This window comes from Amycolatopsis sp. NPDC104863, assembly GCF_055582965.1.
In genome coordinates this window covers 236,149-254,791 of the sequence record NZ_JBVJOW010000006.1, presented here as the reverse complement: position 1 = coordinate 254,791, position 18,643 = coordinate 236,149, and the positions used below count along the sequence as shown (strand labels likewise).

The following is an 18,643-nucleotide window of genomic DNA, read 5'->3' as shown; positions in this document are numbered from 1 at the left end:
GGAATTCCGCTGATCATCCCCCGTCCGGGGAATGGCCGGGTCAGAAGCCCAGGCGGCGTAACTGACGGGGGTCGCGCTGCCACTCCTTGGCGACCTTGATGTGCAGGTCGAGGTAGACCTTCGAGCCGAGCAGCGCCTCGATGTTCTTGCGCGCGGTGGCGCCGACCTCGCGCAGCCGCTCGCCCTTGTGCCCGAGGATGATGCCCTTCTGGCTGGGGCGCTCGACGTAGAGGAACGCGTGCACGTCGATGAGGTCGTCCCGGCCTTCGCGCGGCAGCATCTCCTCGACGGTGACGGCGATCGAGTGCGGCAGCTCGTCGCGGACGCCTTCCAGCGCCGCTTCGCGGATCAGCTCGGCGACCAGCGTCTGCTCGGGTTCGTCGGTGAGCTCGCCGCCCGGGTAGAGCTGCGGGCCCTCGGGCAGCTTGCCGACGAGCAGGTCCGCGAGCGCGCCGACCTGGAAACCGTCCACTGCGGACACCGGGATCAGCTCGGCGAACTCCATGACGTTCTGCAGCGCCAGGAGCTGTTCGGCGACCTGCTGGGGCTGGACCAGGTCGGTCTTCGTGACGATGCCGATGACGGGCGTCCGCTTCGCGATCTTCTGCAGCTCCGCGGCGATGAACTTGTCACCGGGGCCGATCTTTTCGTTGGCCGGCACGCAGAACCCGACAACGTCCACTTCGGACCACGTCGTGTGCACGATGTCGTTGAGCCGCTCGCCCAGCAGCGTGCGCGGGCGGTGCAGGCCGGGGGTGTCGATGAGGACGAGCTGGGCGTCCTCCCGGTGCACGATGCCGCGGATCGCGTGACGCGTGGTCTGGGGCTTGCTGGAGGTGATCGCGACCTTGGTGCCGACCAGGGCGTTGGTCAGCGTCGACTTGCCCGCGTTGGGGCGGCCGACGAAGCAGGCGAAGCCGGAGCGGTGTTCGGTCATCGCTTCAGCACCTCGAGCACCGTGCCGTCCGGCGCGGCCAGGATGATCGGCGCGTACTTCGCGATGTCGCGCACGGCGTGCACGGACGCGCCCTTGAGCAGCCCCTCTTCGCTGACGACGGCGGCCGCTTCGATGCCTTCGGCGCCGCTGGAGAGCGCGGCGGCGACCGCGGCCTGGAGCGCGGTGAGCTTGAACGACGGCTGGTCGACCGTGCCCGCGGCGTAGGTCCGGCCGTCGGTGTCGCGGACCGCGGCGCCTTCGGGGGCCTGGATGCGGGCGCGCGAGGACCGGGCGAGGGTGACCAGCTTCTGGTCCTCCGCCTCGAGGTCAGGCATGTTCGACGCTCCTGTCGCGTTCGTCGGGGTGGGGCAGGCGCGTCCGGCGCCGGGTGGTGCGGTCGGCCGGGTCGGTCATCGCCTCGGCGTCGGCCGGGTGTACGACCACCGAGGTGATCCGCATGCGGCCGCGCCGGTCCTTGCCGCCTTCGGCGAAGAGCCGGAGGCCGGCGACCTCGGCTTCGGCCCCCGGTAGCGGGACCCTACCCAGTCGCTCCGCGAGCAGCCCGCCCACGGTCTCCACGTCGTGGTCTTCGAGGTCGATGCCGAACAGCTCGCCCAGGTCGTCGACGCCCATCCGGGACGACACACGCACGGCGCCGTCGTCGAGCTCCTCGACCTCGGGGCGCTCGTCGCCGTCGGACTCGTCGGTGATCTCGCCGACGATCTCCTCGATGACGTCTTCGATGGTGAGCAGGCCGGCGGTGCCGCCGTACTCGTCGACGGCGATCGCCATGTGGTTGTGCGAGCGCTGCATCTCCTTGAGCAGCTCGTCGAGCCGCTTGGAGTCGGGGACGAAGCCGGCCTCGTTCATCAGCGTGTCGACGACGGTGCTCGGGCCGTCCGGATCCATGTACGCGGCCATGAGGTCCTTGATGTTGACCACGCCGACGATGTCGTCGACCGACTCGTCGATCACCGGGACCCGGGTGAAGCCGGTGCGCAGCGCCAGCGCGAGGGCCTGCCGGACGGTCTTGGTGCGCTCGATCCAGACGATCTCGGTGCGCGGCACCATGACCTCGCGCGCGATGGTGTCGCCCAGCTCGAACACCGAGTGGATCATCTCGCGCTCGGAGTCCTCGACGACCCCGCGTTCCTGCGCGAGGTCGACGAGCTCGCGCAGCTCGACCTCGGAGGTGAACGGGCCTTCGCGGAAGCCCTGGCCGGGCGTGATGGCGTTACCGATGAGGATCAGCAGCCGGGACAGCGGCCCGAGGACCGACCCGAGGACGCGGACGGGCCCGGCGACGTAGCGGCCGATGCGGTAGGGGTGCTGGCGGCCGAGGGTGCGCGGGCCGACGCCGATGAGGACGTAGCTGACGACGACCATGACGACCGCCGCGACGAGCACGGCCACGCCGAGCGGGCGGAGCCGGGTGCCGACGAACACCGTGACCAACACGGTGGCCGTGAGCTCGCAGCCGAGGCGGAGCAGGAGCAGCAGGTTGATGTGCCGGCGGCGTTCGGCGACGACGGCGGCGAGGTGGCGGGCGCCGGGCAGCCCGAGCCGGGCGAGGCCTTCGGCCCGGGCCTGCGACACGGTGCTGATGGCGGCGTCGGCCGCCGCGAACACGCCCGCGAGGAGCACGAGCGCGATCGCGAAGAGGAGCTGGACCATGGCTGGCGCCTAGGGCGTTTCCCCGGTGGGTGGCTCCCCGGCCGGCGCGACGCCCGCGTCGAGCCCGGCGATGCCGAGCACGCGGTCGTCGGTGTTGCGCTGGGCGTCCCGCTTCTCCAGCGCGGAGACGGCGTCCTGGTACTCGCCGAGGATGCGCTTCTGGAGGGCGAACATCTCGCGTTCCTCGGCGGGTTCGGCGTGGTCGTAGCCGAGGAGGTGGAGGCAGCCGTGCACGGTGAGCAGGTGCAGCTCGTCGATCAGCCGGTGCCCCGCCGTCTTGGCCTGGTCCTTCGCGAACGCCGGGCAGAGCACGATGTCCCCGAGCAGCGCCGGCGACGCGTCGGGCGCGTCCGGGCGGCGGGAGGAGTCGAGCTCGTCCATCGGGAAGGCCATGACGTCGGTGGGCCCGGGCAGGTCCATCCAGCGTTCGTGCAGGTCTTCCATCACGTCGAGGGTGACGAGCAGGATGGACAGCTCGGCGAGCGGGCTGACCTCCATCTTGTCGAGGGCGTAGCGGGCCGCCGAGACGATGGACGTCTCGTCGACGTCGACGCCGGACTCGTTGGCGATCTCGATGCTCACCGCCGGTTGCCCTTCCAGCCGTTGCCCTGCTGCTGGTCCTGGGCGTCCTGCACGGCCTGCCACTTCTCGTAGGCGTCGACGATGTCGCCGACGAGCTTGTGCCGGACGACGTCCTGGCTGGTCAGCTCGGAGAAGTGCAGCCCCTCGACCGAGCCCAGGATGTCGCGGACGACCCGCAGGCCGCTGCGCTGCCCGTTCGGCAGGTCGACCTGGGTGATGTCGCCGGTGACGACGATCTTGGAGCCGAAGCCGAGGCGGGTGAGGAACATCTTCATCTGCTCGGGCGTGGTGTTCTGGGCCTCGTCGAGGATGATGAAGGCGTCGTTCAGCGTGTTGTGCGTCAGCAGGTGGTCCTCGGTGACGTACAGCGAGTCCTCCGCCGCGACCTGGATGCAGACGGTTTCCGCGCGACCGGCCGGTTCGATGCTCTCGATGAACCGCATCGGCCGCCCGCCGCCGCTCGCCCGGTACTTGACCCGCTTGCGGTCGAGACGGAACGGCTCGACACCTTCGGGAAGCCGGATATCGAGGATGTGAGCGTCGTGCCGGTGGCCGACGTCACGCCCGTTCGCCCGCCCCGGCTTGCGGCCGAGAGCGACGCGGCTGCGGACATGGGCGACGCCACCGAGCGAGCGCACGAGGTGGATCACGTCGTCGCGGAGGCGAGCCGAGGTCGTCGTGTACTGGACACGGCACGTGCGGCCGAGCTGCGTGACCGGACCGCCGTCCGAGTCGAGGAGTCCCTGGAGAACAGCGAGCCGGACAGCCGCGGAGTTCCGGAGGTAGACCTCGGGGACGAACTTCGTCTGCGAACGCGTTCCGAGCAGGTCCAGGACGCGCAGCACGGACGTGACCGGGTTTTCCAGGGTGATCACATCACCCGGCTGCCGCGCCCGGTTGAGGATGTAGTCGGGACCTTCCTTGTGCCGCACGACGACGCCGGGCAGTGCCGCACCGAGTGCGAGCGCCAGCTCGGGATCCTCGGTCGCGAAACTGGGCGTGGTCGAGCCCGTGAGGCAGCCGTCGCCGAGCAGCAGACCCAGTGCATAAGGGTCCATCGGGACCTCGCGCTCGGGGTGGCACACCGGGGCCGTCAGCATCGGAAGCTCGTATCGGCGGGCGTGTGCGGCCCGGAGCTTGCCGATCATTTCCTTGGTCTCGAGCACTCGCCAAGGCTTGTTCCGGCGCTTGTCGGACGCTGTCCGGACCGTCCAGAGGTGCTCGCCGCAGCAAAGCGTCGACGAGCCGTCGCTCGCGGTGAGCCGGTAGACGTCCTTTTCCCCCTGCGGGTACACACCGAGAACCGGAGTCGGTTCACCGTTGGAGCCGACCACCAGGTCGCCGACTTCCAGTTCACCGATCGGACGCCAGCCATCCGGCGTCAGCACAGGCGTGTCGACCGGCTGCGCGCGGCCGCGCATGTAGGCCAGCGGCGCGATCTCGATGGTGCCGGCCTGCATGAGCCGCGGGATCGACTCGGGTTCGACCATGTCGTGCAGCGCGTCGTAGAGCGGCCGCAGGTAGGGGTCGATCTTTTCGTTCAGGGTGCCCGGCAGGTACCCGAGGCGCTCGCCGGCTTCGACGGCCGGGCGGGTCAGCACGATGCGCGTGACCTGCTTCGCCTGGAGGGCCTGGACGGCCTTGGCCATGGCGAGGTAGGTCTTGCCGGTGCCGGCCGGGCCGATGCCGAAGACGACGGTGTGCTTGTCGATGGCGTCGACGTAGCGCTTCTGGTTGAGCGTCTTGGGCCGGATGGTCTTGCCGCGGCGGGAGACGATGTTGAGGCTGAGGACCTCGGCCGGCGAGGCGTCGCCGGTGCTCAGCATCCCGATGGTGCGGCGGACGGTGTCCGGGCCGACCTGCTGCCCGCCGGTGGCGAGGGTGACCAGGTCGGCGAAGACGCGTTCGGCGAAGGCGACGTCGGCGGGGGTGCCGGTCAGGGTGACCTCGTTGCCGCGCACGTGCACGTCGGCGGCGAGGAGCTCCTCGGCGACACGCAGGTTCTCGTCGCGGGAGCCGAGCAGGCTGAGGGCGGCGGCGTCGGGGATCGGGAACCGGGACTGTGCTGCCTGGGCGGCGCTGTCGTCGGTCTTGGGGACGTCTCCGGGGACGTCGGGTCGGGCGGCTCCACCCGGTGCGGTTCCGGCCACGTGGCCTCGGCCCTGCTTTCTCGGTGAGGGACTACGGACCCCACCGATGCTACTGGCACCCCCCGACAAGACGCAGGCCGGTTTCCCGACTCACCCCGCGTGAGCTCCGAAGAAGCCGAGCGGCTCCCCACCCAGCACGTGGGCGTGCACATGGAAGACGGTCTGCCCGGCATCGGAGTCGGTGTTGAAGACGACGCGATACCCACTGGAGACGATGCCCTCGATCTCGGCAACCTTGCGAGCGGTGGCAACAACATCACTCAGCAGGCCGGGATCAGCAGCAGCAAGCTCCCCAAGGTTCCGATAACGAGTCTTGGGCACAACGAGCACATGCACCTTCGCCTGAGGCCGAATATCCCGAAACGCAAAGGTGGAAGCATCCTGATACACAACATCAGCAGGAATCTCACCAGCAATGATCCGCTCAAAGAGGGTCTCATCGTCACTCATGCGACGCACCCTACCGACCCCACGCCGCGAGCAACGAACGCAACAAGCAAGCGGGCAACCACACGCTGCGAGACGGCCGAAGGCCGCCGAGCAAAGCAAGGCGCCTTTTGAACAGAAGAAAGACAAAACCCGCGGGGGTCCGGGGCTCGCCCCGGCTGGGGGTCTGGGGGTTTGACCCCCAGAAGACACAACGAACGCGAAGGCGTACCGAACGAGCGAAGCGAGGAAGGAACGCCGCGGAGCGGTAGATCCTGGGGGTCGATCTACCGCATCCGCGGCTCCGCCGGACCGAGGGGGGAGGTGCCCGGCGGGGTCTGTGTCTTCCCAGTGGCGCGCCTAAACGGTGCGTGGCGCGTTAGTAAACGAGAGTAACGGGTCGGAGTGTGATCGCGCCATAACTGGGCGCAAAATGTGGCCTCTTTTTTGTGGTGATCTTTTCAGTGCCAGCGGGTGGTGAGGGCGCCGAGCGCGCCGAGGGCGACGGCCGCGGCGGTGGAGGTGCGCAGGACCGTCGTGCCGAGGCGGACGGCTCGGGCGCCGGCTTCGCGCAGGGTGTGGAGCTCTTCGTCGGTGATGCCGCCTTCGGGGCCGACGACGAGCAGGAGGTCGCCGGTGTCGGGGAGCTCGAGGTCGGCCAGCCGGTCCTCGACGTCGGATTCGAGGACGATGACCAGGGACATCGTCGTGGCGAGGCCGGCGAGCTCGCGGGTGCCGACGGGTTCGGTGACGTCGGGGACGTGGGCGCGGCGGGCTTGTTTCGCGGCGGCGCGGGCGGTGGCGCGCCAGCGGGCGAGGGCCTTGTCACCCCGGCCGCCGTCGTCCCACTTGGTGACACTGCGGGCGGCGCGCCAGGGCACGATCGCGTCGACGCCGGCTTCGGTGGCGAGCTCGACGGCGAGTTCGCCACGGTCGCCCTTGGCGAGGGCCTGGGCGACGACGACGCGCAGGGCCGGGGGTTCCTCGGTCCAGCTCTCCTCGACCGTGAGGTTCAGCTGGGCGTCGCGGCCCGGCTGGACGGCGTCGACGACGCAGCGGGCCATCGTGCCGGCGCCGTCGGAGAGGACGAGCCGCTCCCCCGCGCGCAGGCGCCGGACGGTCGCCGCGTGCCGGGCTTCCTCGCCGTCGAGGACCGTGCTCCCCGAGGCGGGCACGGAGGCGGCGAGGAAGACCGGCAGGGTGGTGTCGGGCACGGGTCAGCGGTGGTTCTTGGCGCGCAGCTTGGAGAACAGGCCGCCGTGCTTGCTGCCGTTGGACGCCAGCGTGGGCACTTCCTCACCGCGCTGCTGGGCGAGCTCGACCAGCAGGTCGCGCTGGGCTTCGTCGAGCTTGGTCGGGACGACGACGTCGATGTGGACGTGCAGGTCGCCGCGGCCGTCGACGCGGCCGGAGGACCGCAGCCGGGGCATGCCCTTGCCGGTGAGGACGAGCTCGGCGTTGGGCTGGGTGCCCGGTTCGACGTCGAGCTCGTAGTCGCCGTCGACCAGCGTCGCGATCGGCACGGTGGCGCCGAGCGCCGCGGTGGTCATCGGGATGCGGAAGTTGCAGTGCAGGTCGTGGCCCTGCCGGACGAAGACCTCGTGCGGGGTCTCGTCGATCTCGACGTACAGGTCGCCGGCCGGGCCGCCACCGGGGCCGACCTCGCCCTGGCCGGACAGCCGGATGCGCATGCCGTCGCCGACGCCCGGCGGGATCTTGGCGGTGACGTTGCGGCGGGCGCGGATGCGGCCGTCGCCGCCGCACTGGCGGCAGGGGTCGGGGATGACCTCGCCGAAGCCGCGGCAGACCGGGCACGGGCGGGCCGTGACGACCTGGCCCAGGAAGGACCGCTGCACGGACTGGACCTCGCCGGCGCCGCCGCAGGTGTCGCACGTCTTGACGCCGGTGCCCTCGGTGGTGCCGGCGCCGCGGCAGAGGTCGCAGACGATCGCCGTGTCGACGGCGATCTCCTTGTCGACCCCGGTGGCGCACTCCTCGAGGGAGAGGCCGAGCCGGATGAGGGCGTCGGAGCCGGGCTGGACACGGCTGCGCGGACCGCGCCCGCGGCCGCCGCCACCGCCGCCCGCGGCGCCGAAGAACGCGTCCATGATGTCGCCGAGGCCGCCGAACCCGGCGAACGGGTCGCCGCCGCCCCCGCCGCGCGCGCCGCCGTCCATCGGGTCGCCGCCGAGGTCGACGATCTTGCGCTTCTGCGGGTCGGACAGCACCTCGTAGGCCGTCGTGACCTCGCCGAACCGGTGCTGGGCGTCTTCCGACGGGTTGACGTCGGGGTGCAGCTCCCTGGCCAGCTTCCGGTACGCGCGCTTGATGTCCTGGTCGCTCGCGTTCTTCGCCACCCCGAGGATGCCGTAGTAGTCCCTCGCCACCGTCTCTGCTTCTCCTTCTGCTCTGCCCGGCTCAGCGGCCGTGCAGGATCTGCCCCACGTAGTTGGCGACCGCGCGCACCGCGGCGATCGTGCCGGGGTAGTCCATCCGGGTCGGGCCGACCACCCCCATGCCGCCGAGCACCATGTCCTGGCCGTACCCGATGGAGACGACCGAGGTGCTGCGCATCTGCTCGTCCTCATTTTCCTCACCGATGCGGACCGTGATCGCACCGGGGTTGCGCGCGGCGGCCAGGAGCTTCAGTACGACGACCTGTTCCTCGAGGGCTTCGAGGACCTGGCGCAGTGATCCGGGGAAGTCGGCGACGTTGCGCGTGAGGTTCGCGGTGCCGCCCAGGACCAGGCGTTCTTCGGGGTGTTCGGCCAGTGACTCGACGAGGACCGTGGTGACGCGGATGAGCGCGTCGCGCAGCCCGCCGGGCGCCTGGTCGGGCAGCTCGGCGACGCGCGCCGCCGCTTCGTTGAGCCGCCGGCCGGACATGGCCGTGTTGAGCACGGACCGCAGCCGGGCCACGTCGTCTTCGGTGACGACGTCGCCGAGGTCGACCGTGCGCTGGTCGACCCGGCCGTTGTCGGCGATCAGCACCAGCATCAGCCGCGCCGGGGTGAGCGGCACCACCTCGAGGTGGCGCACCTTGGCGTTGGTCAGCATCGGGTACTGGACGACGGCGACCTGCCGGGTCAGCTGCGCGAGCAGCCGCACCGAGCGGCGGAGGACGTCGTCGAGGTCGGTGCCGCTGTCGAGGAAGGTGGTGATGGCCCGGCGCTCGGCGGCGCTCAGGGGCTTGATCTCGGAAAGCCGGTCGACGAAGAGCCGGTAGCCCTTGTCGGTCGGCACCCGGCCGGCGCTGGTGTGCGGCTGGGTGATGTAGCCCTCTTCTTCGAGGGTGGCCATGTCGTTGCGCACGGTGGCGCTCGAAACGCCCAGGTTGTGCCGCTCGACGATCGCCTTGGACCCGACCGGCTCCTGGTTGGAGACGTAGTCGGCCACGATCGCGCGCAGCACGTCGAAGCGGCGTTCGTCCGCGTTGGCCACCGGTTCCTCACCCACTTCGCTCGCTGCTCATCCCGAGTTTACGGAAACCTGAGCGAGAGGTGCTCAACGCGGGCGGCTCAGCGCGGCACGGCCCCGGAGAGCCCGTCGAACTCGGCGCCGGAAGCAAGGGTCAGGCCAGAACGCTCGGCGCAGGTCGTCGTGAGTGTTTTTTAGTGTTAGAACCCTAAAAAACACTCACGACAAGCCGTGCTCAGGAGTTGCGCGGGAAGCCCAGGTTCACCCCGGCGTGCGAGTGGTCCGGCCAGCGCGACGTCACGACCTTCGTCCGCGTGAAGAAGTGGAACCCCTCCGGCCCGTACGCGTGGCTGTCGCCGAACAGCGAGTCCTTCCAGCCGCCGAACGAGTAGTAGCCGACCGGGACCGGGATGGGCACGTTGACACCCACCATGCCGACCTCGACCTCGTTCTGGAACCGGCGGGCCGCGGCGCCGTCGCCGGTGAAGATCGCCGTGCCGTTGCCGTACGGGTTCGCGTTGATCAGCGCCAGCGCGTCGTCGTAGGACGCCGTGCGCGCGACCGCGAGCACCGGGCCGAAGATCTCGTCGGTGTAGATCGACATCTCCGGGCGGACGTGGTCGAACAGCGTCGGGCCGAGCCAGAAGCCGTCCGACGAACCCGGCACCTCGACGCCCCGGCCGTCGACCACGAGCGACGCGCCCGCCTCGACCCCGGCGTCCACATAGGACTCGACGCGCCGGTGGTGCGCGGCGGTCACCAGCGGCCCCATCTCCGACGACGGGTCACGGCCGTCGCCGACCTTCAGCCGGGAGATCCGCTCGGCGATCTTCGCGACCAGCTCGTCGCCGACCGGGTCGACCGCCACGACCACCGACACCGCCATGCAGCGCTCGCCCGCCGAGCCGAAGCCGGCCGACACCGCGGCGTCGGCGGCCAGGTCGAGGTCGGCGTCCGGCAGCACGACCATGTGGTTCTTCGCGCCGCCGAGGGCCTGCACGCGCTTGCCGTTGCGGGTGCCGGTTTCGTAGACGTAGCGCGCGATCGGCGTCGACCCGACGAACGAGATCGCCTTGACGTCCGGGTGCTCCAGCAGCCCGTCGACGGCGACCTTGTCGCCGTGCAGCACGTTGAGCACGCCCGCGGGCAGGCCGGCTTCGGCGAACAGCTCCGCGAGGAACACCGCTGCCGACGGGTCCTTCTCACTCGGCTTGAGCACGACGGTGTTTCCGCAGGCCAGCGCGTTGGGGACGAACCACAGGGGCACCATGGCCGGGAAGTTGAACGGCGAGATCACCCCGACCACGCCGAGCGGCTGGGCGATCGAATAGACGTCGACGCCGGTCGAGGCGTTCTCGCTGAATCCGCCCTTCAACAGCTGCGCGGCGCCGCACGCGAACTCGACGTTCTCGATCGCGCGCGCGATCTCGCCCGCCGCGTCCGACTCGACCTTGCCGTGCTCGCTCGTGACGATCTTGGCCAGCTCGTGCTTGCGGGCGGAGAGCAGCTCGCGGAAGGCGAACAGCACCCGCGTCCGCCCGGCGAGCGACGTCCCGCGCCAGCCCGGCAGCGCGGCCGTCGCGGCGGCGACGGCCTCGTCGACCTCCGCCTGCCCGGCGAAGTCGACCTGGCCCCGGACTTCGCCGGTGGCGGGGTCGAACACTTCGCCGGAACGCTCGGTCGGCCCCGCGAACAGCTTGCCGTCGATCCAGTGGGTGATGCGGTCGGTCACGACGGTGCGCTCCTTCGGTCGGGGACGTCTCCTGCGAGTGTCCGGGCGCGCGCCACGCGGACGCCATCGACAACGTGTACGGACTCCGCGTCCCGGCCGTACAGTCTGTCCCTGCCGATCATTCGCGAGGAGCCATGTACCCGACCGTCGCCGAGGTGCTCGCGCTGCCGGTGCTGCGCCAGGGGCGCCCGCACGTCGTCGCCGGGGTCGCCGGCCTGGACGCGCCGGTGCGCTGGGCGCACGTCGCCGAGATCGCCGACATCGCGCACCTGCTGCGCGGCGGCGAGCTGGTGCTGACGACCGGCGTCGCGCTGCCCGACGACGGCCCGTCGCTGGCCCGGTACGTCGCCGACCTGGCCGGGGTCGGCGCGGCCGGCCTGGTGATCGAGCTGGTCCGGCACTGGAGCGACAAGCTGCCCGCCGCCCTGGTCGAGGCGGCCGAGGAACACGGCCTGCCGCTGGTCACGCTCTCGCGCGAGACGCGGTACGTGAGCGTCACCGAGGCGGTGAACGGCCAGATCGTCGACGCCCAGGTCGCCGAGCTGCGCGCCGCCGAGCGGGTGCACGAGACGTTCACCGCGCTGACGGTCGCGGGCGCCGAACCCGGCGTGGTGCTGGCCGAGGTCGCGCGGCTGACCGAGCAGCCGGTGGTGCTGGAGACGCTGGCGCACGAGGTGCTCGCCTACGACGCCGCGGGCGCCGACCCGGCCGAGCTGCTCGCGGGCTGGCCGGGCCGCTCGCGCGTGGTCCAGGTCGGCGAGCGGACCGGTTACCACCCCGGGTCGGGCTGGCTGGTCACCGTGGTCGGCGCGCGCGGGCACGACTGGGGACGGCTGGTCGTCGTCTGCGCGGACCCGCCGCCGCACCGCCACCGGGTGGTCGCCGAGCGGGCCGCGTCCGCGCTGGCCGTGCACCGGCTGGTCGCCAAGGAGACCGACGGGCTCGAACGGCAGGCCCACCGCGCGGTGCTCGCCGAGCTGCTGACCTCGCCGGCGCCGTCGGCGGAGCTGCTGGCGCGCGCCTCGGCGCTGGCCGTGCCGCTCACCGGGCGGCAGCTGGTCGGGCTGGCGGTGCGGCCGCGCCTGGCCGGCAACCGTCCCGCGCTCTCCACGCCGCCGGTGCTGCGCGAGCTGGCCGAGGCCACGGTGCTCGCGGCGCGCCGCGCGAAGGTGTCGGCGCTGGTGGCGACCGACGACCTCGGCGTCCGGGCGCTGCTCGCGCTGTCCCCGGAGGCGAACGCCGACACCGTGCTGCACCGGCTCGCCACCGACGTCCACGAGGCCCGCGGCAGCGCGCCGGGCGTGCTGGCGGTCGGCACGACGGTGCTGACGCCGGCCGAAGCGGGCCGCACGCTGCTGGAAGCCGGGCAGGTCGCGGCCGCGGCCCTGGGCTCGGGCGAGGAGCGGGTGGTGCACCGGCTCTCCGACGTCCGGCTGCGGGGCCTGCTGCACCTGCTGGCGGGCGACGAGCGGGTCACGGCGTTCGCGGTGCGGGAGCTCGGGCCGCTGCTGCAGCGCGACGCGGCTTCGGGCAGCCGGCTGGTGCAGGCGTTGCGCCACTACTGCGCGCAGGGTGGCAACAAGTCGGCGGCGGCCGTCGCGGCGCACACCTCGCGGACGGCGTACTACCAGCAGCTCGCCCGGATCGAGCAGGTCCTCGGCGTCCGGCTGGAGGACCCGGAGTCGATGCTCTCGCTGTACGTCGCGCTCCTGGCCCTGGACATCACCCGGCCGAGCGAAGAAGACTCACCCGGACGGGGAGCACAGTGATCGGGTCCGGGCTGCCGATGGAACCGATATGGCCCTCCTCCCCCTTGCTGCCTGCCTGATGAGCCTGAGCTGCCTCGCGCCCGCGCAGCCGCCGGCGTCGACGCTGCAGCTCAGCAGCCACGACACCGCCAACCGGATCGGCTCGGTGGTGCTGACCTGCGACCCGACCGGCGGCACGCACCCGAAGCGCGACAACGCGTGCGCGGTCCTTTCCGGCGCCGGCGGCGACTTCACGAAGATCACGCCGCGGCACCAGGCGTGCACGCTGATCTACGCCCCGGTCGACGTCACGGTGGTCGGTTCCTGGCGCGGCAAGCCGGTTTCGTTCCGCACGACGTTCCCGAACCGCTGCGTCGCCAACCGCGATTCGGACGACGTCTTCGCGTTCTGAGTGCCGGGGCGCGGAAGCCGCCGGGCCGCCCCCACGACGACCCGGTGACTTCCGCGCACCGTTGTTCATTACGCAACGGACCCCGGTTCGGTTCAGGTGCACCGGCCGAGCGGGACGTCCCGCGCCGACGCGCGGCTCAGGTTCCAGGCCGGCCAGCCGTCCGGCGTGTCGCCGTCGAGGACCTGCCGCAGCACGCACGTCCGCAGCGGCTCCGGCAGCCGCGCCGACACCACCGGGACGACATCGGCGGAGAAGCCGGCGAGATAGTCGTGGTCCAGCGGCTTCCCGGCGGCGGCGCGGTCGAGGTTCTCGTTCGCGATCAGCCGTTCGGGATCGAGGACGGCCAGCGTCAGCAGCGCCGCGGCCGCGGTGCCGATCGCCGCGCGGGGCAGCCAGGTCGAGCGCAGCTTGACCAGCGACGCGCACACCAGCACGAACACCGCGCCGAACCAGAGCTCGCAGACCTCGACGAGCAGCCGGAGCACGGTGAAGCCGTAGGCCTGCTGGTAGGTCCACATGCGACTCAACGCCGACCCGACGAGCACCAGGCTCAGCGCGCTGAGCGCCCCGAGCAGGACACGCTGCCGGAGCCGGTCGCCCTTGGTCGTGTCCGGCGCCCAGCGCAGGGCCGCGGTGACGATGGCGAGCGTAAGGACGGTGACGGCGCACAGCTGCCAGAAGCCACTGCGGGCGTACTCGGCCGCGGTCAGGTTGCTGGTGCGCAGGACGTATTCGGTGCCGCCGAAGAGCACGACCAGCCGGACGCCGACGAAGACGCTGAAGAGCAGGACGAGAACGGTGAGCGGGACCGTCCATTCCAGACCGTGTTGTGTCCTTCGTGGACGGTCGTTCGAAGACCTTTGCGGTGGCGCGGCGAGGAAGTAACAAGCGCCGGAGACCAGCAGCGCGACAGCGGCGAACACGAGGCACCAGCGCACGAGGGTCGCGAGGCTCAGGTCGGGGATCATGGCGTTGACGATGGCGGCGAAGGCGGCGTCGGCGCTGGCCAGGAGGGGGACAAAAACGGCCACGATCGCGGCGGTGGCCAGCACGGCAAGAGCGATCCGGCGTGCGACGCCGTCCCGCCGGGCCGTGAACCGCCCGACCCCGCGCCCGGCCCACGGGATCGCGCGGAGAGCTTCGACGGGCACGGCGAACATGTCGTAGAGGAAGGTGTTGACGGTCCGCTTCCCGACCACGGCAAGGGATCCGGTGACGGCGGCGGCGAGGACGCAGAGGACGAAGAGCCACCCGGAGGCGCGAATGGCGCCCATGCCGAGGAGGGCGAGGGTGAGGAGCGCCCAGCCGGCGCTGACCCAGGTGAAGGGTTGAGCGGCGCTTTGGTCCCTCGACCGCCGATCGGCGACAAAAACGGCTGCGGTGACGGCGATCCCGGAGAGAAGCCAGCCGATCCCGGGCCGATCGACGGGGAGAACGAGGGCGGCGGCTACTCCGGCGAGCCCGGCAGCGGGAAGGACGGCGGGAGGAAGGGGAATTACGACCGACTTCGGCGGCGGGAGCTGCCGGAGGAGAAGAGGAGGTGCGGCTACGGCGACCCCGCCTGCCGGCGCTCCGGTGGAAACCCCACCAGCTCGGATAGGTCCGCCGGACGGCTTGCCATCCGCCACGCCGACCGGCGCGCCACCGCCCGCCGAGCTTCGCCCACCACCGACGCGCTCGCCAGCTGAGGCACCACCGCCACCGCCCGCCAAGCCTCCCCCACCGCCAGCGCGCCCGCCAGCTGAGGCACCACCGCCACCGCCCGCCGAGCTTCGCTCACGACCAGCGCGCCCGCCGACCGAGGCGCCACCACCCGCGCTCGCCGAGCCTCCCCGACCACCGGCGACCCCACCGCCCGAGGCGTCACCGCCCGCCGAGCCTCCCCCGCCGGCGCGCCCACCAACCGAAGCACCAGCCACCCCTCCCTCCACATCGGCACGCGCCGCGGCTCCCGGCCGCCGTTTCCCCCGCGGCACGCCCGGTTCCCCGGGCTCACCAAACCTGCTCTTCGGCATCTCGCCTGCTTTCTAGTCAGCATTTCCCGCACACAAGTTCGCTTTTGCAAATACCCGCAGCGTGTCAACCCACCACCCGAGCCGAAAGCGCTAAATCGTCGGAAGGCTCACCCGGATCCGGCACCCCGGCGCCGAATCCACGACCCCGATGGTCCCGCCGTGCAGATCCACGGCCCACCGAGCTATCGCCAGCCCCAACCCCGTCCCACCCCCGGTCGGACGCTCGCCACGCGTGAACCGCTCGAACACCCGGACCCGATCGGCCGGGGCGATGCCCGGGCCCTCGTCGCACACCTCGATGCGCACCTCGCCCGGGCGCACCTCCGCCGTCACGCGGACCGAGCCGCCCGCCGGGCCGTGGCGGGCCGCGTTCTCCAGGAGGTTCGCCACCACCTGGAACAGCCGGCCGCGGTCCGCGAACACCGTCGCGTCCGGCGGGGACACCGCCACCTCGAAGCTCACCCCGCGCACCAACGCGGCCTCGGACACCGCCTCCGACAGCAGCTCCGCCACCGGGAACGTCGTCTTGTGCAGCGGGATCGCCCCCGCGTCCAGGCGCGACAGGTCCAGCAGCTCGTCCACCAGCGTCGCCAGGCGCTCGGTCTGCTGCAGCGCCGTCTTCAGCGTCGCCGGGTCCGGGTCCTCGACGCCGTCGACTAGGTTCTCGAGCACTCCGCTCAACGCCGTGATCGGTGTGCGCAGCTCGTGCGACACGTTCGCCACCAGCTCACGGCGCTGCCGGTCCGCGTCGCCGAGGTCGCCGGCCATCTGGTTGAACGCGCGGGCCAGCGTTCCCACCTCGTCGCGGGTCGTCGCGCGGATGCGCCGTGTGTAGTCGCCCTTGGCCATCGCGCGCGCCGCCGCCGTCATCTCGCGCAGCGGCCGGGTCATCCCGTGGGCCAGGACCTGCGACAACACCAGGGCCAGCACCATCGCCGTGATCGTGGTCCGCGGCGGCAGCCAGCCGATCTGCCAGTTGAAGAACGCGAACGCGACGCCGCCCGAAGCGACCATCAGGATCGCCAGCTTCAGCTTGATCGACCGGATCCGGTCCAGCGGCCGCGGAACGAGGTTCACGATCACGCCTCCAACGCGTAGCCGACACCGTGCACCGTGCGGATGAGGTCGGCGCCGAGCTTCCGCCGCAGCGCCTTGATGTGGCTGTCCACCGCCCGCGTCCCCGCGGAGGTGCCGTGGACGTCCCAGTCCCACACCTCCGACAGCAGCCGTTCCCGCGGCTGCACGACCCGTGGCCGGCGCGCGAAGTGCACCAGCAGGTCGAACTCGATCGGCGTCAGCTGCGCCGCCACCCCCGCCCGCGCGACGCGCCGCTGGTCGACGTCGATCTCGAGGTCGCCGAGCACGATCCGGGCGCCGTGCCCGGACGAAGACCGCTCGACCCGCCGCAGCAGCGCGTGCACCCGCGCCGTGAGCACCCGCATCGAGAACGGCTTCGTGAGGTAGTCGTCGGCGCCGACCCCCAGCCCGACCAGCATGTCCGTCTCGTCGGCCCGCGCGGTCAGCATGAGCACGGGCACCGGCCGCCGCCCCTGGATCCGGCGGCAGACCTCCAGGCCGTCGAACCCCGGGAGCATCACGTCCAGCACGACGAGGTCCGGCTCCGCGGCCGCTTCCGCCTCGACCGCGGCCGGCCCGTCGTGGGCGACGTCCACGGTGAACCCTTCGGCCCGCAGCCGGGCCGTGATCGACGCGGCGATCGTGACGTCGTCCTCGACGACCAGCACCCGTCTTGCTCCCGGTTCCATGGTCACGACCTTAAGCACCCCCGGTGGAGACGGTTCGCGTGAAGTGTGGAGATCCTGTGGAGACGTTTCACCCGCTTTTCCGGTTCGTGACGAGCGGATGTGTGACGCAGGTCATGCACTTCGACGCCCGTTCGCGCAATCGACAGACTGCACTCCTGATCAGGGAAGAGTGAACAGTCTGCCGTTGCCCCGGCGATGACCAGGCGCGCAGGATGCCGCAATGGCGCCGACACCCGCAGACCAGCGCGTGCACGACGACGGCCGGGTCGAGCTCGACCCCGCCGACGCCGGGTCTCTCGAAGGCAGCCGGTTCTTCAACGAAGAGCTGGCCCCCGTCCCCGTCGCAAAGCGGACCTGGACCACTTACAACTACTTCGCGCTCTGGATGGGGATGGCCCACAACATCCCCAGCTACGCCCTGGCCGCGTCGCTGATCGCGCTCGGCATGAACTGGGTGCAGGCGCTCATCACGATCACGATCGGCAACCTGGTCGTGCTCGCGCCGATGCTGCTCAACAGCCACGCGGGCACGAAGTACGGCATCCCGTTCCCGGTGTTCGCCCGCGCGTTCTACGGCCTGCGCGGCGCCAACCTGGCCGCGCTGCTGCGCGCGTTCATCGCGTGCGGCTGGTTCGGCATCCAGACCTGGGTCGGCGGCGAGGCCATCTACGTCATCCTCGGGCGCCTGCTCGGCTCGTGGTGGCGGGACGCGCCGGAGGTCGCCGGGCAGCACTGGACGCTGTGGCTGTCGTTCGTGGTCTTCTGGATCGGCCAGATGCTGATCATCTGGCGCGGCATGGAGGCGGTCCGCCGGTTCGAGAACTGGACGGCGCCGCTGGTGTCCGTCGGCTTCCTGATCATGCTCGGGTACGTGCTGGTCAAGGCGGGCGGGCTCGGCCCGATCCTGTCCGACGGCGGCAAGCTCGGCTGGGGCCCGGACTTCTGGAAGGTGTTCGCGCCGTCACTGATGGCGATGATCGCCTTCTGGTCGACGCTCTCGCTGAACATGCCGGACTTCACGCGCTTCGGCGGCAGCCAGCGCAAGCAGGTCCGCGGCCAGATCCTCGGCCTGCCGACGACGATGACGTTCATCGCGATCGTCGCCATCCTGACCACGTCCGGCGGGCACGTGCTCTACGGCGAGGACATCTGGGACCCGGCGCAGCTGGCCGACAAGTTCACCAGCCCCGTCGTGGTGGTCGTCGCGCTGGTCGCGCTGGTGCTCGCCACGATTTCGGCGAACCTGGCGGCCAACGTCGTCAGCCCGTCCTACGACTTCTCCAACGCCTTCCCGAAGAAGATCACGTTCGCGGTCGGCGGCGGCATCACCGGGGTCATCGGCATCCTGATCCAGCCGTGGCGCCTCTACTCCGACCCGAACATCTACATCTTCGCCTGGCTCGGCTTCTACGGCGGCCTGCTCGGCGCGGTCGCCGGCGTGCTCGTCGCGGGCTACTGGGTGATCGCCCGCACCCAGCTCAAGCTGAAGGACCTCTACACACCCGATGGGGTGTATTGGTTCTCCGGCGGCTGGAACTGGCGCGCGCTGGTCGCGACGCTGGTGGGAGCCGTCCTCGCGGTCGGCGGCGCGTATGGCGGGCCGTTCCCCGACGGCGGGCTGATCCCGTTCCTCAAGCCGCTTTACGACTACAACTGGGTGGTCGGCTTCGTCGGCGCGCTCGTCGTCTTCGCCGCCCTGTCCCGTTCCACGACCAAGGAGGTAGCCAGTGACCACGGTCCGAGCCGGATTGATCCAGCAGCGGTGGACGGGTGACAAGGAGTCC

At 71.2% G+C, this 18,643-nt stretch carries 15 protein-coding genes and 3 pseudogenes; 3 read left to right on the top strand and 15 right to left on the bottom strand.

Annotation, left to right across the window (positions count from 1 at the left end; genetic code table 11):
• Positions 1-40: 40 nt before the first annotated feature.
• The 12 genes and pseudogenes from era to ACZ63J_RS31835 form a co-directional block, all read right to left on the bottom strand.
• Positions 41-937, bottom strand: coding sequence for a GTPase Era (gene era, locus ACZ63J_RS31890; RefSeq protein ID WP_465309528.1), 897 nt, complete (start codon positions 935-937; stop codon positions 41-43).
• Positions 934-1,272 carry a cytidine deaminase gene (locus ACZ63J_RS31885; protein ID WP_465399534.1) on the bottom strand — a complete coding sequence of 113 codons (339 nt, stop codon included), beginning with the start codon at positions 1,270-1,272 and terminating at the stop codon, positions 934-936. Before ACZ63J_RS31885 ends, era begins: the two co-directional genes overlap by 4 nt.
• Positions 1,265-2,611: a hemolysin family protein gene (locus ACZ63J_RS31880; RefSeq protein ID WP_465399533.1), complete on the bottom strand. Its 1,347-nt coding sequence runs from the start codon at positions 2,609-2,611 to the stop codon at positions 1,265-1,267. The genes ACZ63J_RS31885 and ACZ63J_RS31880 overlap by 8 nt, the downstream gene beginning before the upstream one ends.
• Positions 2,612-2,620: 9 nt before the next feature.
• Entirely contained in the window at positions 2,621-3,193 is a 573-nt protein-coding gene (gene ybeY, locus ACZ63J_RS31875) for an rRNA maturation RNase YbeY (RefSeq protein WP_465309524.1), read from the bottom strand.
• A pseudogene (locus ACZ63J_RS31870) lies at positions 3,190-3,525 on the bottom strand (PhoH family protein); the annotation flags it as partial. The pseudogene ACZ63J_RS31870 and the gene ybeY, both read right to left, overlap by 4 nt.
• A gap of 327 nt (positions 3,526-3,852) precedes the next feature.
• Positions 3,853-4,251: pseudogene (locus tag ACZ63J_RS31865) on the bottom strand (PhoH family protein); the annotation flags it as partial.
• A 351-nt stretch (positions 4,252-4,602) separates the two neighbouring features.
• Positions 4,603-5,343 (bottom strand): annotated as a pseudogene (locus ACZ63J_RS31860) (PhoH family protein); the annotation flags it as partial.
• Positions 5,344-5,433: 90 nt separating this feature from the next.
• Positions 5,434-5,793: a histidine triad nucleotide-binding protein gene (locus tag ACZ63J_RS31855; RefSeq protein ID WP_465399532.1), complete on the bottom strand. Its 360-nt coding sequence runs from the start codon at positions 5,791-5,793 to the stop codon at positions 5,434-5,436.
• A 437-nt stretch (positions 5,794-6,230) separates the two neighbouring features.
• On the bottom strand, positions 6,231-6,983 hold the full coding sequence (locus tag ACZ63J_RS31850) for a 16S rRNA (uracil(1498)-N(3))-methyltransferase (RefSeq protein WP_465399531.1): 753 nt from the start codon (positions 6,981-6,983) through the stop codon (positions 6,231-6,233).
• 3 nt (positions 6,984-6,986) lie between these two features.
• The gene (gene dnaJ, locus ACZ63J_RS31845; RefSeq protein ID WP_465309516.1) at positions 6,987-8,156 is read right to left on the bottom strand and encodes a molecular chaperone DnaJ; all 1,170 of its coding nucleotides are present in this window, start codon (positions 8,154-8,156) and stop codon (positions 6,987-6,989) included.
• A gap of 31 nt (positions 8,157-8,187) precedes the next feature.
• Positions 8,188-9,210 carry a heat-inducible transcriptional repressor HrcA gene (gene hrcA, locus ACZ63J_RS31840; protein WP_465310203.1) on the bottom strand — a complete coding sequence of 341 codons (1,023 nt, stop codon included), beginning with the start codon at positions 9,208-9,210 and terminating at the stop codon, positions 8,188-8,190.
• Between the two features lie 211 nt (positions 9,211-9,421).
• Positions 9,422-10,918, bottom strand: a complete 1,497-nt coding sequence (locus ACZ63J_RS31835) for a CoA-acylating methylmalonate-semialdehyde dehydrogenase (protein WP_465399530.1) — start codon at positions 10,916-10,918, stop codon at positions 9,422-9,424.
• A gap of 134 nt (positions 10,919-11,052) precedes the next feature.
• Here ACZ63J_RS31835 and ACZ63J_RS31830 point away from each other — a divergent pair, with 134 nt between their 5' ends.
• Positions 11,053-12,687 carry a PucR family transcriptional regulator gene (locus ACZ63J_RS31830; RefSeq protein ID WP_465399529.1) on the top strand — a complete coding sequence of 545 codons (1,635 nt, stop codon included), beginning with the start codon at positions 11,053-11,055 and terminating at the stop codon, positions 12,685-12,687.
• 58 nt (positions 12,688-12,745) lie between these two features.
• Positions 12,746-13,078, top strand: a complete 333-nt coding sequence (locus ACZ63J_RS31825) for an SSI family serine proteinase inhibitor (RefSeq protein WP_465335505.1) — start codon at positions 12,746-12,748, stop codon at positions 13,076-13,078.
• A gap of 92 nt (positions 13,079-13,170) precedes the next feature.
• On the opposite strand, the gene ACZ63J_RS31820 is transcribed toward ACZ63J_RS31825, so the two are convergent.
• The 3 genes from ACZ63J_RS31820 to ACZ63J_RS31810 form a co-directional block, all read right to left on the bottom strand.
• The gene (locus tag ACZ63J_RS31820) at positions 13,171-14,574 is read right to left on the bottom strand and encodes a DUF4153 domain-containing protein (protein WP_465399633.1); all 1,404 of its coding nucleotides are present in this window, start codon (positions 14,572-14,574) and stop codon (positions 13,171-13,173) included.
• A gap of 609 nt (positions 14,575-15,183) precedes the next feature.
• Positions 15,184-16,170 carry a HAMP domain-containing sensor histidine kinase gene (locus ACZ63J_RS31815; protein WP_465399528.1) on the bottom strand — a complete coding sequence of 329 codons (987 nt, stop codon included), beginning with the start codon at positions 16,168-16,170 and terminating at the stop codon, positions 15,184-15,186.
• A 2-nt stretch (positions 16,171-16,172) separates the two neighbouring features.
• Positions 16,173-16,859 carry a response regulator transcription factor gene (locus ACZ63J_RS31810; RefSeq protein WP_465309506.1) on the bottom strand — a complete coding sequence of 229 codons (687 nt, stop codon included), beginning with the start codon at positions 16,857-16,859 and terminating at the stop codon, positions 16,173-16,175.
• 220 nt (positions 16,860-17,079) lie between these two features.
• On the opposite strand from ACZ63J_RS31810, the gene ACZ63J_RS31805 reads away from it, so the two are divergent.
• Complete coding sequence (locus ACZ63J_RS31805) at positions 17,080-18,633, top strand: NCS1 family nucleobase:cation symporter-1 (RefSeq protein WP_465399527.1); 1,554 nt, start codon at positions 17,080-17,082, stop codon at positions 18,631-18,633.
• Positions 18,634-18,643: the final 10 nt, after the last annotated feature.

Coding starts and splice junctions, on each gene's coding strand:
- era (WP_465309528.1), bottom strand. CDS start 937: ATGACCGAACACCGCTCCGGCTTCGCCTGCTTCGTCGGCCGCCCCAAC.
- ACZ63J_RS31885 (WP_465399534.1), bottom strand. CDS start 1,272: ATGCCTGACCTCGAGGCGGAGGACCAGAAGCTGGTCACCCTCGCCCGG.
- ACZ63J_RS31880 (WP_465399533.1), bottom strand. CDS start 2,611: ATGGTCCAGCTCCTCTTCGCGATCGCGCTCGTGCTCCTCGCGGGCGTG.
- ACZ63J_RS31855 (WP_465399532.1), bottom strand. CDS start 5,793: ATGAGTGACGATGAGACCCTCTTTGAGCGGATCATTGCTGGTGAGATT.
- ACZ63J_RS31830 (WP_465399529.1), top strand. CDS start 11,053: ATGTACCCGACCGTCGCCGAGGTGCTCGCGCTGCCGGTGCTGCGCCAG.
- ACZ63J_RS31825 (WP_465335505.1), top strand. CDS start 12,746: ATGAGCCTGAGCTGCCTCGCGCCCGCGCAGCCGCCGGCGTCGACGCTG.
- ACZ63J_RS31810 (WP_465309506.1), bottom strand. CDS start 16,859: ATGGAACCGGGAGCAAGACGGGTGCTGGTCGTCGAGGACGACGTCACG.
- ACZ63J_RS31805 (WP_465399527.1), top strand. CDS start 17,080: ATGGCGCCGACACCCGCAGACCAGCGCGTGCACGACGACGGCCGGGTC.